Origin of the sequence: Paenibacillus sp. FSL R7-0273 (genome assembly GCF_000758625.1) — a bacterium.
Classification (GTDB): Bacteria; Bacillota; Bacilli; order Paenibacillales; family Paenibacillaceae; genus Paenibacillus_AQ.
Map to the genome: position 1 here is coordinate 6,835,787 of NZ_CP009283.1, position 15,231 is coordinate 6,851,017.

Below are 15,231 nucleotides of genomic sequence, written 5' to 3' on the forward strand. Positions count from 1 at the left end.
TTCGTTAAGCTCACATCGTAAGGATAGGCTTGAGCTTTACGATGTAAAGCTCGCTACCCGAAAGCATGATCTTGCCAAAATTACATCGTTTTTGCTTTTTCAACCGCTTCTTCAATTGTACCTACAAAGAGGAAAGCTGCTTCCGGAAGATCATCGTGCTTGCCATCCAGAATTTCCTTGAAGCTGCGCACTGTTTCCTTGATTGGCACGTACTTGCCTTTGAATCCGGTAAATTGTTCAGCTACGTGGAACGGCTGGGACAGGAAGCGTTCAACTTTACGGGCACGGGCCACGATAACCTTGTCTTCCTCACTCAGCTCATCCATACCCAGGATCGCAATGATGTCCTGAAGCTCAGTGTAGCGCTGCAGCAGCTGCTTAACGCCCTGTGCCACATTGTAGTGCTCTTCGCCGACAATCTCCGGTGCGAGGATACGCGAGCTGGAAGCCAGCGGATCTACCGCAGGGAAAATCCCCTTCTCGGAAATTTTACGCTCAAGGTTAGTCGTTGCATCCAGATGGGCAAACGCAGTAGCCGGAGCCGGGTCAGTATAGTCATCCGCAGGTACATAGATCGCCTGGATCGAAGTAACAGAGCCCTTCTTGGTGGAAGTGATACGCTCCTGCAGCTGGCCCATTTCTGTAGCCAGCGTAGGCTGGTAGCCTACCGCGGAAGGCATACGGCCGAGCAGGGCGGATACTTCGGAACCTGCCTGGGTGAAGCGGAATATGTTATCGATAAAGAGCAGCGTGTCGCGGCCTTCCACATCACGGAAATACTCCGCCATGGTCAGACCGGTCAGAGCTACACGAAGACGTGCGCCCGGCGGCTCATTCATTTGTCCGAATACCATTGCCGTTTTCTTGATAACGCCGGAATCCGTCATTTCATGATAAAGGTCATTACCTTCACGGGTACGTTCACCAACACCGGCGAATACGGAGATACCGCCGTGCTCCTGCGCGATGTTGTTGATCAGTTCCTGGATGGTTACGGTTTTACCAACGCCGGCACCGCCGAACAGGCCGATTTTACCGCCTTTGGCATAAGGGGCCAGCAGGTCGATAACCTTGATGCCTGTTTCCAGAATCTCTGCCTGGGTTGAAAGCTCATCAAAGGTTGGTGCCAGACGGTGAATCGGGTTGCGTTCTGCAACCACATCAGCACCGTTATCAATAGGATTGCCCAGTACGTTGAATACACGGCCAAGCGTAGCCGCGCCGACAGGTACGGAAATCGGTCCGCCCTGGTCAATAGCATCAAGCCCGCGCACCAGGCCGTCTGTTGACGACATAGCAATACAGCGGACAAGATTATCACCCAGGTGATTGGATACCTCAAGGGTTAGATTAATGCTGCGGCCGTTTACCAAGCTGGTTTCAATCTTGATAGCGTTGAAAATCTCGGGCAGCTGGCCGCGTTCAAATTCAATATCGACAACCGGACCCATAATGCTTACAACGCGTCCTTTGTTCATCTTATTATTTCCCTCCTCGAAAGCTGTTGCATTGAGAAGAAACGGACTGCCTTCACCTGCAGCGTAGGCCCCCGTTTCCTGATCTTTAAGACTGCGCGTTCGCTCCGGCTACAATCTCAGTAATTTCCTGAGTAATTGCCGCCTGACGGGCACGGTTATAAGTAAGTCTAAGCTCGCCGATCATCTTGGACGCGTTCTTCGTGGCACTGCCCATAGCTGTCATTTTCGCACCCAGCTCACTGGCTTTACCATCCAGAACCGCGCTGTAAATCAGCGTTTCCGCATATTTCGGCAGCAATACTTCGAGTACGCCTTCAGGAGAAGGCTCATATTCGTAGGTTGCGCTTGGTCCATTATGATGCGCGTCGCCTACAGCATCCATAGGAAGCAGACGGTCAACCGTCGGCACCTGGCTGATGGCATTGACAAACCGGTTGTAGCAGATGTACAGCTCGTCGTAGACACCCGTTTCAAACTGCTTAACTGCGGAATACGCAATCGACTTGATGTCAGAGAACTTAGGTGAATCCGACATCTCGGTTACTTCCTCCACAATCGGATATTCACGGCGGCGCAAGAAGTCACGGCCTTTGCGGCCGATTACGAACAGGGCGTATTCATCCTTGGATTTATGCTTTTCTGCCAGCAGCATTGTCAGCTTACGCAGAATGTTGGCATTGTACCCGCCGGCGAGACCTCTGTCGGAAGTAACGATCAGATAGGCGGTCTTCTTCACCGGACGGCTCACCAGCATCGGATGGGTTACATCCTGGGTGGCAGCTGCAATGTTCGATACAACCTCTTTCAGCTTCTCCGAGTAAGGACGGGCAGCCTCTGCCTTCTCCTGCGCCTTGCGCAGCTTCGACGCAGCTACCATCTCCATTGCCTTGGTGATCTGTCTGGTGTTTTGAACGCTTTTGATTTGACGTTTAATATCACGCATGCTTCTTGCCATGATTTTCACCACCTTAAAGCTTTGACGAAGTCAAAGCTATCTTCGTAAGCATAAACCAAGCTTTGACGAAGTCAAAGCTATCTTCGTAAGCATTAGCTAAGCTTTGACGCAGGTCAAAGCTGTCTCATAGGGGTCTGCCGGAGTCCCGGCATACACCGGGCTACGGTTCAGACTGTTATTCTATGTGTATTAACGATTAGCTGGTCGCAAAGCCGCGTTTGAATTTCTCGATAGCTTCTTTGAGCGCAGCTTCGTTATCTGCAGTCAAATCCTTGGTATCCGTAATGGATTGAACGATAGCAGCGCCGTTAGTGTCAACAAAGGCCAGGAATTCCTTTTCAAAGCGTCTAACATCTTTAACAGGAATGTCATCCAGATGACCTTTAACAGCGGTATACAAGCTCAGCACCTGATGTTCAACAGTCAGCGGCTGGTTAACACCCTGCTTCAGAATCTCCATCATCCGGGCACCGCGGTTAAGGCGGGCCAGAGTAGATTTATCAAGGTCAGAGCCAAACTGGGAGAACGCCTGAAGCTCACGGTATTGGGCCAAATCCAGACGGAGGGAGCCGGCAACCTTCTTCATCGCTTTAATCTGTGCAGAACCGCCGACGCGTGATACCGAGATACCTACGTTAATAGCGGGACGCTGTCCGGAGTTGAACAGGTCAGATTCAAGGAAGATCTGGCCGTCAGTAATCGAGATTACGTTCGTAGGAATGTAAGCCGATACGTCGGAAGCCTGTGTTTCGATAAATGGCAGTGCGGTTAATGATCCGCCGCCAAGTTCATCACTAAGCTTGGCTGCACGCTCAAGCAGACGGGAGTGCAGGTAGAATACGTCACCCGGGAACGCTTCGCGGCCTGGTGGACGGCGGAGCAGCAGGGACAATTCGCGGTAAGCGGAGGCTTGCTTCGAAAGGTCATCATAGATAACCAGGACGTGCTCGCCTTTGTACATGAAGTATTCGCCCATTGCACAGCCTGCGTATGGAGCGATATACAGCAGCGGAGACGGCTCGGAAGCAGATGCAGTTACAATGATAGTATACTCCAGCGCGCCATGGCGGCGGAGCGTTTCAACTACCTGTGCTACTGTGGATTGCTTCTGGCCGATGGCAACGTAGATACATTTCATGCCGTTGCCCTTTTGGTTAATAATGGCATCAATTGCGATTGCCGTTTTACCTGTCTGACGGTCACCGATAATCAGCTCGCGCTGTCCGCGGCCGATCGGCACCATTGCATCAATGGCTTTAAGACCGGTCTGCATTGGCTCATGCACCGATTTACGGTCGATAACGCCCGGAGCGTTGTTTTCTACCGGACGGTATTCATTGGTCACAATCGGACCCTTGCCGTCCAGCGGCTGGCCCAGTGCGTTTACAACACGGCCCAGCAGAGCTTCGCCCACCGGTACCTGCATAATTTGACCGGTACGTTTTACCTGGTCGCCTTCGCGGATTTCCTTGTATTCACCCAGGATAACAACACCGACGTTGCTTTCCTCAAGGTTGAGCGCCATGCCCACTACTCCGTTGGAGAACTCCAGCAGTTCCCCTGCCATTGCGTTTTCCAGACCGTAGACACGGGCGATACCGTCGCCGACTTGAATGACGGTGCCGATTTCGGCCACTTCAATATCGGCTTTATATTGCTCAATTTGACTTTTGATCAAACTGCTGATCTCTTCAGGTCTAATGCTCAATATCCTCACCCCTATCTTCTATGCTTATCATTAAAAGATTTCTCGAGACGTGCAAGCTTGCCGGACAGGCTGCCGTCATACAGCGTATCGCCGATAACAACCTTTAGTCCGCCAAGGAGGCTCTTGTCAACGAGATTCGTAACCCGGATCTTCCGGCTAGTAAGCTGGCTGAACTCCTGTGCGACATGATCCTGTTCTTCCTGGCTCAGCGCATATGTCGAGTACACCGTTGCATCACCGATACCCAGAGCTTCACCTTCAATTTTCACGTACGCGTCCAGCAGATCAGCAAACATATCGGTTCTGCCCCGCTCCACCAGCAGTTCTACCGTGTTAAGCACCGTTTCGGAGAGCTTATCCTGAAGTACAGTGCGCAGCACCTTCAGCTTATCGGACTGAGAGATCCGCGGCGCAAGAATGAACCGTTTCACTTCTTCATCGGAATGCAGCACCGAGACGAGTGTCTTAAGCTGTTCTTCAACCTCAAGCGTATTGCCCTTCTCTACCGCAGCGCTGTACAGGGCTTTGGCGTAACGCTTGGCAACTACCGCACTGCCGCTCATGACCGGCCTCCTACCTCTTTGAGGTACTGGTTAACAAGCTGCTCCTGTTCGCCATCGGCCTTAACTTCTTTCTCAAGCAGCTTGGATGCAATGCGGACAGAAGCAGAGCCGAGCTCGCTGCGCAGCGCTTCCACTGCCTTGTTCTTTTCGTTAGCAATATCACGGACAGCTTCGTTTTTAAGACGTGCAGCTTCAACCTTAGCCTGATCGATCAGCTTATCAGCCTGGTTAAGGCTGGTAGCCTGCGATTGCTGGATGATCTGCTGAGCCTCTTCACGCGCTTTTTGCAAAGCCTGTTTCTGCTCTTCTACGTAAGCGACCGCCTGCTCCCTGGTCTTGGCTGCTTCATCCATCTGCTGCATTACAAGCTCACGGCGTTTTTCCATGATTCCGAACAGTTTGCTGAATGCAAATTTACTGAGCAGGATATACAGGATTACAAATGCGACAATTGAAAATACTATGTTGGTCCATATTATAGTCACTGTGGTCACTCCTTTCCGTTACCGCGGTGCGCGGATATATACAAAAGTAAGGCGCGGATGGCACCAGCCCTCCCCGCCAAACCGTAGGAACGGTTTATTAAGAAAACATGATCAAGAATGCGATAACCGTTGCCGCCAAAGGAATAACTTCGACGATACCTACACCGATAAACATTGTAGTCTGCAGTGCGTTACGTGCTTCCGGCTGACGGGCGATGGATTCTACCGTTCTGCTGACGATCATACCGTTACCAAGACCTGCGCCGAGTGCGCCCAAACCAACCGCGATTGCTGCTGCCAAAAATTCCATTGAAAATATCCTCCTTTAATTTCGGTTCATTTTTTGTGTTTTTAATGATATTAAAATCTCCCGCAGATACTGCCCGGCAAGAGCCGTCCAGCCCCGCAGTAGTTCATTAATGCGCTTCTTCTTCGTGAATCGTCATCTGTGCGATGTACACCATCGTCAGAATGGTGAAAATAAATGCCTGGAGCGCCCCGACGAAAATACTGAAGCCCTGCCAGACTGCCAGGAACGGAATACTCAGGAATCCCAGCTTTAGAATTACAGTGATAAGAACCTCACCGGCAAAAATGTTTGCGAACAAACGAATGGCCAGTGCGACCGGCTTAGCCAGGTTTTCGATGATGTTGAGCGGCAGGAAAATCGGAAACGGCTCAATGTAGTGCTTGAAATAATGCTTGCCGTTCTGCTTGATGCCCAGGTAATTCATCAGTACGAAAACGATAATCGCGAGCCCGGCTGTAATGTTGATGTCTGCGGTCGGCGACTTATACCACAGGATATGAGCATGCTCGCCGTGCGTCAGATTCTTGGTTGCTTCGATGACATGGCCGAAAACGTATACCGGCTCATGCGCCTCGGTGATGAAGGAGAAAGGCAGACCCAGGAGATTGGAGACAAAGATAAACAGTATCAGCGTCAATCCCAGTGATATGTAAGGCTTGCCTTTCTTCAAATCCATGGCGCTGCTGATCAGACCCTGTACAAATTCCACTACCCATTCCATAAAATTCTGGAGCCTGGACGGATTGTCAACAGACAGGTTGCGGACAGACAGCATAACCAGAGCGAATACGATTACCGAGCTGATTAGCAGGGTAAGAACAGCAGATAAATCAATTGGTATGCTGCCAAGATAGATAATTGGCATTTCATGCATGGTATCATCCCCCTTTCCCTTTAATCTTACATCTTGTTCCTTACACTTAAATATATCCCTACCGGAATAGAGAGAAGCTGGGGAATAAAGATTCCAGCAATAGTAGCCTCAAGCGAGAAATGCTCGATCTTGACCGAGAACATAGTGACCAGAATGGCAAAGCTGATCCGTGTGACGAACCCGAGACTGAAAGCCTTACCCTCATTATTCGCAACCGATTCAGCCACTCGCCGCACCTTTACGGCCAGATAACGGAAATTCACTATACCCGCAAGCAAACCGAGTGTCATCCCCAGTGTGACTGCACGGGTTTCATGATGAAGAGCATATCCCATCAGCAATCCTGCCATAAGTACAAACGTGATTCTTGTTACGGCATTGATCATGGGAGTCATATTATCCATTTTGCTCCCCCAGAATTTTTTTGATTAACAGGGCGACGTTGATAATTCCCAGAACCATACCGGAAATCGCGCCGATCGCAACCCAGATTTCAGGTCCGTCAATCAAGCGTAGAAGCCACCTTGCTGCAAATATACCTATAATAATGTAAGCGGCAAGCAAAGTGCCTGCACTTGCAATCACCAGAGCGGTTTTCCCCAGTCCGGCTTCACGCTTCGGCTCTTTCATAGGCTACAATCCCAACTAATTTTACTGAATATCCAGACTCTTTGTCAATTCACCGAAAATTGCTCAAAAGCGCATGAAAACATGAAAATAATCACAGCAAAATTATTCAAAACCATACAAACCGTACAGTTTGACTGTATGCTGAATTTTCATTTTCGTATATTAGTAATTTTAGCCTTTAACATCATTTGTGAACATTTTATGAAATTCTTCTGGACGATCGGCATTTACACCGAAATGGTGCTTAATCGCATTGACAATTCTTTCAGAAGCTTTGCCGTCTCCATACGGGTTGGCGGCCCGGCTCATCGACTGGTACAGCGCCTGATCAGTCAGAAGAGCATGTGTCCGTTGATACACCTTCTCCTCGTCCGTCCCCACAAGCTCCAAGGTTCCGGCCTCGATCCCTTCCGGGCGTTCGGTCGTATCACGCAGCACAAGCACAGGAACACCAAAGGAAGGAGCTTCCTCCTGCAGGCCGCCGGAATCGGTCAAAATCAGGTGGGTATGCGGATAAAAATTGTGCAGGTCAACGACATCCAGCGGATCAATCAGCTTAATTCTCGGGTGTCCGCCCAGGATCTCATGTGCCGGCTCCTTAACTGCAGGACTCGGATGCACAGGATACACGATGGCTACATCTTCGAACTCATCAGCGATTCTTTTGACAGCACGGAAAATATGACGGTGCGGTTCGCCTTGGGACTCCCTGCGGTGCGCCGTCATGAGAATAAGTCTTTTTCCCGCCGCAAATTCAAGCACAGGATGCCGGTAATCCGGCTGTACGGTATATTGAAACACATCGGTTACAGTGTTGCCTGTGATATAGATACTTGACTCCTTCTTGTTCTCGTGTCTCAAATTCCCTGCAGACCAATCGGTTGGAGCAAAGTGCAGATCGGCCAAAACACCTGTCAGCTGGCGGTTCATTTCCTCCGGATAAGGAGACAGCTTGTTCCATGTCCGAAGTCCTGCCTCCACGTGCCCAACCTGAATCTGCTGCAGGAAGGAGGCATAGCTGGCCAGGAAGGTTGTCAGTGTATCACCATGAACCAGTACCAGGTCAGGCTTAGCTTCACGAAGCACAGGCTCAAGCCCCTCCAGAACACGGATGGAGATTTCGTTAAGCGTCTGCCGGTCCTTCATAACGTCCAGATCATAATCAGGGACAATTTTGAATACCTCCAGCACCTGATCCAAAAGCTCACGGTGCTGCGCGGTTACGCAGACTACAGATTCAATATGCTCAGGGTGCTTGTTCAGCTCCAGGACGAGCGGCGCCATTTTAATCGCTTCCGGACGTACTCCGAATATCGTCATTACCTTGATTTTCTTAGCCATTTCCCCACCCCTTTCTTCTATATAGATAGCTGTCTGCACAGCTACTCCGTAATACTCTCTTACTCTCTATTTGGTTCCGTATAAACGGTCCCCCGCATCTCCAAGCCCAGGTACGATGTACCCATGGTCATTGAGGTGGTCATCAAGCGCTGCTACATAGATATCAACATCAGGATGGGCCGCCTGTACAGCCGCAACGCCCTCAGGAGCCGCAATCAGGTTCATCATTTTGATCTGGGTGCAGCCGCGGTTCTTCAGTGAGGTAATAGCAGCAATTGCAGAGCCGCCTGTAGCCAGCATCGGATCGATTACAATCAGTTCACGCTCCTGCACATCTGTAGGAAGCTTAATGTAATATTCAACCGGCTGCAGCGTTTCCGGATCACGGAACAAGCCGACATGCCCTACCTTAGCAGCAGGCAGCAGCTTGAGCACGCCTTCAGTCATGCCCAGTCCGGCACGGAGGATCGGAATCAGTCCGAGCATTCTGCCCGAAATCACTTTACTCTCTGTTTCTGCTACAGGTGTCTGTACTGTGATTGTCTCCAGCGGGATATCCCGCGTAATTTCATAGGCCATAAGTGTAGCCACTTCATCTACATGCTCTCTGAATTCTTTCGTGTTGGTCCGCACATCGCGGATAAATGTCAGTTTGTGCTGAATCAAAGGATGATCGCAAATCACCAATTTTCCCATTTCTGTCCCTCCGGTAAATGTAAGTCTTGTCAGCCGCAGAAAGCGCTTTTGCCGCTCAGTGGCTAAATCTTGTCTATTATATCATCACCGGAGGTGTATTTCACCTCCGAAGGGAAAGTAGCTGCATGAAACTGCAGGATCCCGGCGGTGACTTTCAGTGAGAGGTTTTCATTGTTTTTCCGTCTTTCAGGATATAAATCGAGCTTTAGTGTACGCCATTTATTATTTTTAATACCATTCACATTTTTTTCACTGTTTTTAATGAAAATTCCATGAACTTTCATAGATTTTTCATGATATTTATCGACATTTTTCACGCAAAAAATGTGAACATTGTGCAACGTTGCTCCCTCGGAATAAAAAACGCCTCTGCAAAGACCTTTAAAAAACAGTCCTTGCAGAGGCACAGCTCCGCTCCATAACAGGAAGCGGACAGGATATTAATATTGCAGGCCAGGATAGATCGGGAACTTCTCTGTAAGCTCAGCCACCTCGCGGGCCGCTTCAGCCAGCACCGTTTCATCCTTAGGGCTCTTAAGGACCTGAGCGATAATGCGGCCGATAACAGTCATCGCCTGCTCGTCCATTCCGCGGGAAGTAACCGCAGGAGTACCGATCCGGATACCGCTTGTTACAAACGGGCTGGTCGGGTCGAACGGAATAGCGTTTTTGTTCACAGTAATACCGATGGAATCAAGTACCTTCTCGGCATCCTTACCGGTAATGTTCAGGTTACGGGTATCAAGCAGCATCAGGTGATTGTCTGTACCGCCCGAAACAATGTTAATGCCTTCTCCGATCAGCGTTTCCGCGAGCACCTTGGCATTCTTCACTACATTCTCGGCATAGGTCTTGAAGGAAGGCTGCAGCGCTTCACCGAAGGATACGGCTTTGGAAGCAATGACATGCATCAGCGGTCCGCCCTGGGAGCCAGGGAACACAGCCTTATCGATGGCAGCAGCCCATGGCTGTCTGCACAGAATCATCCCTCCGCGAGGTCCGCGCAGCGTTTTGTGGGTTGTAGTTGTAACAAAGTGGGCGTGAGGCACAGGGCTCGGATGCAGTCCGGCAGCAACAAGACCGGCAATATGCGCCATGTCGACCATAAACAGTGCACCGACATCATTTGCAATCGAACCAAGGGCTTCAAAATCAATCGTCCGCGGATACGCGCTTGCTCCGGCAACAATCAGCTTAGGACGGTGCTTGAAGGCAGCCTTGCGCACTTCATCGTAATCAATCAGGAAGGTATCCTCCTGCACACCATAGGCTACAAAATTATAGAGGAGACCGGAGGCATTAACCGGGCTTCCGTGTGTCAGATGTCCACCGTGGGCAAGATTCATACCCAGCACGGTATCGCCGGGATTCAGCGCAGCCAGATAGACCGCCATATTTGCCTGGGCGCCGGAGTGCGGCTGAACATTGGCGTGCTCTGCCCCGAACAGCTGCTTGGCACGGTCACGGGCAAGGTTCTCAACGATGTCAACATCCTCACAGCCGCCATAATAGCGTTTGCCCGGGTAGCCTTCGGCATATTTATTAGTAAGCACAGAACCCATTGCTTCCATTACAGCTTCACTGACGATATTCTCTGAAGCGATCAGCTCGATATTGGCACGCTGACGGCTCAGCTCCAGCCCCATTGCTTCCAGTACTGCCGGGTCACTCTTACGCAATTGTTCCATGATTTCTTACTTCCTCCCTGACACTCTTAATTTTATGTGGTGTTAAAACAAAACCTCAAGCTGGCTGATGCACGACATTGCAATTGTGGTTAATCGCACTGCGGGGAACCGCTGGTCTCCTGCGTGCGGTAGACCGCACGCTCTCCGCCGATCAGCGGCGGCCGGGTGAAAGCCGCATTAACCCGGGCTGAACCGATGTAGCGCAGGCTCGGACGGAAAGGCACCGCCACACGGCGCATATGCATGCCGATCAGCGTCTCGCCGATATCAATCCCCGCATGGGCTTCAACCGTTTCAGCAAGCACCGGATCGGCCATCAGGCTGTAAGCAGCGGCGGCCATCGAGCCGCCGGCTCCCGGAACAGGTACAGCTGAAACCTCTCTGAGCCCCAGCGCTTCCAGGAGCGGGCGTTCCATCACCAGAGCACGGTTCAAGTGCTCACAGCACTGGTACACAGCACTAAAGCCCCGCTCGCCCGCAACCTGTCGTATGCCCTGCAGGAGCTGCTGTGCAACTTCCAGGGCACCGCCGGTGCCAATCCGGACGCCGGCAACCTCGCTGGTGCTGGCTCCGACTACAAGAATCTTGCCGGGGCCAAGCCTGCCGGCTTCCGCCAGCTCCCCCACAACTACAGCGGTTGCTGCCGCCAGTGAAAGCTCCGCACCCGCCGGAGCTTCCGCCCGCCCTCCTGCAGCGCCTGCTGCGTGTTCTTCCGGGGAGCCCTGCTTCATGACCTCATCCATTGCTTACGCCTCCCTCAAGCATCATTCTTCCATTTTAAACAAAAAAGAGCAGTCCGCAGGTGGCTGCGGATGTGCTCTTTTGCCCAGGCGACCGGCCGTTTATTCCAGTGCTCCATCGTGGTTTCATCCACACTTGTCGCCAGTCACACCGGAACCGGGTAATATTTATTACATCTTAAAGGATAGCCAGTGAAAAATCAACCATCTTTACAAACGCCGTAAGGATTCCAGCTTGTCGAGCAAACTGTGAAGCGCAGTACGGATTTCAGCAGCCGCAAGCTCATAATCCTCCCGCGAGCCGCCGAACGGATCAGAGATATCAAAGCTTGGAATCCGCTGCCGGATTTCGATAATCCGCTGCAAATCGGCAGATTTCGGCTCCCGGCCCAGTGCAATGGCCAGCTCGGCCTCCGCATACAGGCTGTCCAGCTCCCTGATATCGCTGTTTACAGTCTCTTCGTTATATACGTATTCCTTGAGCGTATGCGTTTTGGATACGGCCTCAGGAAAATACTGCAGCAGATGCCGTTTATGGCCGCCGGTCAGCGTAAGCACCAGGTCCGCCCAGTTCACTGCCTCTGCGCTAAGCTGGGTGGAGCTCATACGGTCAGTAATGCCTTCCTCAAGCAGAATCGCTGCAGCGTGCCTGGATACGGAAGTGCCGGAAATGGCTGAAACGCCTGCAGACCGCACTTCCAGCTCGATGCCCCGTTCCTTCGCGAGCTTCCGCAACAGCCCTTCGGCCATGGGACTGCGGCAAGTATTGCCGGTGCAGACGAATAAAATATGCAGCATGCTTTCCACCTCCATGAAGAAATAGAATAAAATTCTGATGCCGTTATTGTATCAAAAGATGAACAGCAAGCCAAACCCCAAAAGAATGGCTCCGCCCAGCGCTTCCCCATAATCACCAAGCCCCCGGCTGACCCTTCTTCCCAGCAGCAGCCCGGTAATAGCCATGAAGCCTCCGCAGACTCCAAAGGCCAGTACGGTTAAGACTATGCTATTCACGAACATGCCAAGGGATACTCCGACAGAAAAGGAATCTATACTCACGCTGAGCGAAATAAGCAGCATTCCCCAAAACGTGCGGTGATCCATCGGCCGGCTGGTACTCTCCTCCTGGCGGAATGAGTTCCAGACCATATGCCCGCCCAGCAGGACAAGCAGCCCGCCAGCGGCATAGGTTGTTACCTGCCCCAGCAGCTGACCCACATAGCTGCCTGTGAACAAGCCCAGCAGCGGCATCAGCACATGAAAAAAAGCAATCAGCAGGCTGAGCTGCAGCACATGCAACAGACGGATTCCTCTCATCCCGATCCCTACACCGAGCGAAAAGGCATCCATTCCCAGTGCAATTGCCATAATGGCCACCGTTACGATCTGGCCCCAGCCAGCATAAACCACTGCCATGCCCATACCCCCAAAGTCTGATGTCTTGTACAACCACGATATGCAGGCAGCAGGACAAACATGACTGGTCAGGCGGGGATATGACTGCAGTCAGCTTGCGGCAGAAGCCCTTTAACATCAGGCCGGAAGCACAAAAACGGCCCCGTAAGCCGGAGCCGCTTGAATACATATTATTTTCCGATAAAATGTTATGTCCATCGCATTCGCGGCAGTTCTTCCGGATTAAGCCCACAGCCCGCTGATCCAGTCCCACAAATTCTGCAGCATATCCCAGAGAAAGAACCGCACTTCCGGTGCCTCCCCCTCTGTTCCGGAAGCTGCTGCGTTACCAGAAGCAGAGACAGTCTGAACCTTATCCGTCCCGTTTATTTGCGCACTGTCCTCTGCCCCTGACGCAGAAGCAACCCCTGTACCCTTGGCAGCAGCATCACCCGTTCCGGCATCAATGAAGCAAAGCGGCGGAAACAGCACACACCACCAGTTTTGGCCTTTGCCCGCACCCAGCGTAACTCTTACTGCTTCATATTCTCCGGCAGGATACACCGTCCCCCCGTACAGCTTGGTCGGGAATGGCACAACCCCAAGCTCAACCTTGTAATCATAATCAATCCCCCGCTTCTCCAGCTCAGAGGCAACCAGCTCATTCAATTCCGGCAGACGGCTTCTGATCAGGCTGCGGGCCTGCTCAAGGCTCTGCGGGTCCTCCAGCTCCGGCACCCAGCTGTTCATCTGTTCCACTATAGCATCACGGATCTGGCGTTTAACCAGCTGGTCTCCCGTTCCATCCGAGTTAGCCAGTATGCGCAGGCGGATCGACTGCTGCGGAATCGCAGACCCCGCTACAGCCGCATCGCTTTTTTGACCTTCCCAAACCATCATGAGCACCATCAGAAAAGAAAATAAAATGGCAGTATGCTTAAAAGTAACCCGTAAGGCTTCCTGTCTCTCCGGCGAAAATAACTTCATATCCGCAGCCCCTCTCCCTGAATCTCTTATACTCCCAGTATGTCCGGAAAAGAGAGACTGCAAACCTATTAAACTAGTAAATTTTAGTCCTGCGGATAGCAAAACCGGCTTTATGAGGGTTATCCTTTTCAGAAATGCAGCGCACGCACTGCAGGCAGCTCCTCCTCCACATCCTGTCCATACAGATGCACACTCATGGCAATTCCCATACTAGCCATATTGATCAAAACGGAGGTCCCCCCGTAGCTGATGAACGGCAGGGTAATGCCCGTCAGCGGCATCAAGCCGATGTATGCACCGATATTCTCAAGAATCTGGTATAGCAGCATCGCTACGATCCCGATAATCAGAAAAGGCCCGGCCCGGTCCTTACACTCCAGTGCGAACAGGATCATCCGGTGAATCAGGATAAAAAACAGCAGGAGCAGCACAGCGGCGCCAATAAAACCGAATTCCTCGGCAATCTGCGCAAAAATGGCATCCGAGTACAGCACCGGTATTTTGTTCGACTGGACAGAGCTTCCCTTCAGATAGCCCTCTCCGAGAAGACCGCCCGAACCGATAGCGATTCTGGCATTCCGTGTCTGGTAGCTGTCATCACTGCTGGCCCGCTCAGGTACGAGCCAGGGATCAAAGCGTTTAATAAAATGCTCCCGTCCGACCGTGGCACTCAGGAAGTTTGTCGTCTGCTCATGATAGTTAATATAGCTGTAGACAAAGCCGCCCAGCAGTCCGCCGGCAACCGCCAGCCCGATCAGCGCATGGGAAAGCTTAATCCGTCCAATCCATAGCAGACCGACCAGAATAACCACGAAGCTTAGTGCGTTACCCATGTCATTCTGGACAATAACAATGCCAAACGGCAGCAGCGCAATCATGCTGAGGGGCATAACATCCCGCCAGAACCGCAGCTGGCTGCGGTTCAGCCGGACCAGCACGGCAGCCAGCGCCAGGATCAGGATCAGCTTAAACAGCTCTGCCGGCTGAAAGCTGAAATTGCCTATCTCCAGCCAGGCCCTGGCGCCATACTTAACGGTCCCGAACAGGCTGACCATGACGAGCACTCCGATTCCTGCAATGTAAATATACACCGCATACCTGACCAGAAGCCTGTAATCGAATAAGGACAATCCAAAAAACACAAAAAAGCCCGCCGCATAATATTGGATCATTTGAATATGCATTCCCTGCTCTGCCCGGCCGTGTGTGACACTGTATATCGCCAGAATGCTGACTGCCATCAGCATGAGCAATACGATAACAATAACCCCGTCTATTTTTTTGATTCTCTGCAGCATCAGGCAAGCCCCTCTCTACATCACAATGAGCCGCTCCCATATATTCCACAAAGGATTTCTAAAGGAAGAAACTTCTATTATCC

The 15,231-nt window shown here is 51.5% G+C and carries 18 protein-coding genes and 1 riboswitch; all 18 genes read right to left on the bottom strand.

Annotated features, from left to right (window positions below; all coding sequences use genetic code 11):
• Positions 1 to 80: 80 nt before the first annotated feature.
• The 18 genes from atpD to R70723_RS29490 all read right to left on the bottom strand — a co-directional run bounded on the left by atpD (position 81) and on the right by R70723_RS29490 (position 15,148).
• On the bottom strand, positions 81 to 1,478 hold the full coding sequence (atpD, locus tag R70723_RS29405) for a F0F1 ATP synthase subunit beta (protein ID WP_039877617.1): 1,398 nt from the start codon (positions 1,476 to 1,478) through the stop codon (positions 81 to 83).
• An 85-nt stretch (positions 1,479 to 1,563) separates the two neighbouring features.
• The gene (gene atpG, locus R70723_RS29410; protein ID WP_039877618.1) at positions 1,564 to 2,433 is read right to left on the bottom strand and encodes an ATP synthase F1 subunit gamma; all 870 of its coding nucleotides are present in this window, start codon (positions 2,431 to 2,433) and stop codon (positions 1,564 to 1,566) included.
• 196 nt (positions 2,434 to 2,629) lie between these two features.
• Positions 2,630 to 4,141: a F0F1 ATP synthase subunit alpha gene (gene atpA, locus R70723_RS29415; RefSeq protein WP_039877619.1), complete on the bottom strand. Its 1,512-nt coding sequence runs from the start codon at positions 4,139 to 4,141 to the stop codon at positions 2,630 to 2,632.
• Positions 4,142 to 4,152: 11 nt separating this feature from the next.
• Positions 4,153 to 4,704 carry a F0F1 ATP synthase subunit delta gene (locus R70723_RS29420; RefSeq protein WP_039877620.1) on the bottom strand — a complete coding sequence of 184 codons (552 nt, stop codon included), beginning with the start codon at positions 4,702 to 4,704 and terminating at the stop codon, positions 4,153 to 4,155.
• A complete protein-coding gene (atpF, locus tag R70723_RS29425; protein WP_039877621.1) occupies positions 4,701 to 5,189 on the bottom strand; it encodes a F0F1 ATP synthase subunit B in 489 nt (162 codons plus the stop codon). The genes R70723_RS29420 and atpF overlap by 4 nt, the downstream gene beginning before the upstream one ends.
• 97 nt (positions 5,190 to 5,286) lie before the next feature.
• Positions 5,287 to 5,499, bottom strand: a complete 213-nt coding sequence (gene atpE / locus R70723_RS29430) for a F0F1 ATP synthase subunit C (RefSeq protein WP_039877624.1) — start codon at positions 5,497 to 5,499, stop codon at positions 5,287 to 5,289.
• 106 nt (positions 5,500 to 5,605) lie between these two features.
• A complete protein-coding gene (atpB, locus tag R70723_RS29435) occupies positions 5,606 to 6,373 on the bottom strand; it encodes a F0F1 ATP synthase subunit A (RefSeq protein ID WP_039877625.1) in 768 nt (255 codons plus the stop codon).
• Positions 6,374 to 6,399: 26 nt separating this feature from the next.
• A complete protein-coding gene (locus tag R70723_RS29440; protein WP_039877626.1) occupies positions 6,400 to 6,777 on the bottom strand; it encodes an ATP synthase subunit I in 378 nt (125 codons plus the stop codon).
• Positions 6,770 to 7,003 carry a hypothetical protein gene (locus R70723_RS29445; protein ID WP_039877628.1) on the bottom strand — a complete coding sequence of 78 codons (234 nt, stop codon included), beginning with the start codon at positions 7,001 to 7,003 and terminating at the stop codon, positions 6,770 to 6,772. The genes R70723_RS29440 and R70723_RS29445 overlap by 8 nt, the downstream gene beginning before the upstream one ends.
• A 171-nt stretch (positions 7,004 to 7,174) precedes the next feature.
• Positions 7,175 to 8,344 (bottom strand): non-hydrolyzing UDP-N-acetylglucosamine 2-epimerase, encoded by a 1,170-nt coding sequence (gene wecB, locus R70723_RS29450; RefSeq protein ID WP_039877629.1) that lies wholly within the window; start codon positions 8,342 to 8,344, stop codon positions 7,175 to 7,177.
• Positions 8,345 to 8,410: 66 nt separating this feature from the next.
• A complete protein-coding gene (gene upp / locus R70723_RS29455) occupies positions 8,411 to 9,040 on the bottom strand; it encodes a uracil phosphoribosyltransferase (protein WP_039877631.1) in 630 nt (209 codons plus the stop codon).
• A 62-nt stretch (positions 9,041 to 9,102) separates the two neighbouring features.
• Positions 9,103 to 9,447, bottom strand: coding sequence for a hypothetical protein (locus tag R70723_RS29460; protein WP_144027073.1), 345 nt, complete (start codon positions 9,445 to 9,447; stop codon positions 9,103 to 9,105).
• A gap of 33 nt (positions 9,448 to 9,480) precedes the next feature.
• Positions 9,481 to 10,731, bottom strand: coding sequence for a serine hydroxymethyltransferase (gene glyA / locus R70723_RS29465; RefSeq protein WP_039877634.1), 1,251 nt, complete (start codon positions 10,729 to 10,731; stop codon positions 9,481 to 9,483).
• Between the two features lie 86 nt (positions 10,732 to 10,817).
• The gene (locus R70723_RS29470; protein WP_081957519.1) at positions 10,818 to 11,471 is read right to left on the bottom strand and encodes a TIGR01440 family protein; all 654 of its coding nucleotides are present in this window, start codon (positions 11,469 to 11,471) and stop codon (positions 10,818 to 10,820) included.
• Between the two features lie 74 nt (positions 11,472 to 11,545).
• Positions 11,546 to 11,628, bottom strand: a riboswitch (ZMP/ZTP riboswitch).
• A gap of 50 nt (positions 11,629 to 11,678) precedes the next feature.
• Positions 11,679 to 12,266: a low molecular weight protein arginine phosphatase gene (locus tag R70723_RS29475; protein ID WP_039877636.1), complete on the bottom strand. Its 588-nt coding sequence runs from the start codon at positions 12,264 to 12,266 to the stop codon at positions 11,679 to 11,681.
• A gap of 51 nt (positions 12,267 to 12,317) precedes the next feature.
• Positions 12,318 to 12,884, bottom strand: a complete 567-nt coding sequence (locus R70723_RS29480; RefSeq protein ID WP_039877641.1) for a manganese efflux pump MntP — start codon at positions 12,882 to 12,884, stop codon at positions 12,318 to 12,320.
• 222 nt (positions 12,885 to 13,106) lie between these two features.
• Entirely contained in the window at positions 13,107 to 13,850 is a 744-nt protein-coding gene (spoIIR, locus tag R70723_RS29485; protein WP_039877644.1) for a stage II sporulation protein R, read from the bottom strand.
• Between the two features lie 128 nt (positions 13,851 to 13,978).
• Positions 13,979 to 15,148, bottom strand: a complete 1,170-nt coding sequence (locus tag R70723_RS29490) for an FtsW/RodA/SpoVE family cell cycle protein (RefSeq protein WP_039877647.1) — start codon at positions 15,146 to 15,148, stop codon at positions 13,979 to 13,981.
• Between the last annotated feature and the right edge of the window lie 83 nt (positions 15,149 to 15,231).

Bases quoted from the DNA above. Each gene is read 5' to 3' on its own strand.
- atpD (WP_039877617.1), bottom strand. From the start codon at position 1,478: ATGAACAAAGGACGCGTTGTAAGCATTATGGGTCCGGTTGTCGATATT.
- atpG (WP_039877618.1), bottom strand. From the start codon at position 2,433: ATGGCAAGAAGCATGCGTGATATTAAACGTCAAATCAAAAGCGTTCAA.
- R70723_RS29420 (WP_039877620.1), bottom strand. From the start codon at position 4,704: ATGAGCGGCAGTGCGGTAGTTGCCAAGCGTTACGCCAAAGCCCTGTAC.
- atpE (WP_039877624.1), bottom strand. From the start codon at position 5,499: ATGGAATTTTTGGCAGCAGCAATCGCGGTTGGTTTGGGCGCACTCGGC.
- atpB (WP_039877625.1), bottom strand. From the start codon at position 6,373: ATGCATGAAATGCCAATTATCTATCTTGGCAGCATACCAATTGATTTA.
- R70723_RS29440 (WP_039877626.1), bottom strand. From the start codon at position 6,777: ATGGATAATATGACTCCCATGATCAATGCCGTAACAAGAATCACGTTT.
- R70723_RS29445 (WP_039877628.1), bottom strand. From the start codon at position 7,003: ATGAAAGAGCCGAAGCGTGAAGCCGGACTGGGGAAAACCGCTCTGGTG.
- wecB (WP_039877629.1), bottom strand. From the start codon at position 8,344: ATGGCTAAGAAAATCAAGGTAATGACGATATTCGGAGTACGTCCGGAA.
- upp (WP_039877631.1), bottom strand. From the start codon at position 9,040: ATGGGAAAATTGGTGATTTGCGATCATCCTTTGATTCAGCACAAACTG.
- R70723_RS29470 (WP_081957519.1), bottom strand. From the start codon at position 11,471: ATGGATGAGGTCATGAAGCAGGGCTCCCCGGAAGAACACGCAGCAGGC.
- R70723_RS29475 (WP_039877636.1), bottom strand. From the start codon at position 12,266: ATGCTGCATATTTTATTCGTCTGCACCGGCAATACTTGCCGCAGTCCC.
- R70723_RS29480 (WP_039877641.1), bottom strand. From the start codon at position 12,884: ATGGCAGTGGTTTATGCTGGCTGGGGCCAGATCGTAACGGTGGCCATT.
- spoIIR (WP_039877644.1), bottom strand. From the start codon at position 13,850: ATGAAGTTATTTTCGCCGGAGAGACAGGAAGCCTTACGGGTTACTTTT.
- R70723_RS29490 (WP_039877647.1), bottom strand. From the start codon at position 15,148: ATGCTGCAGAGAATCAAAAAAATAGACGGGGTTATTGTTATCGTATTG.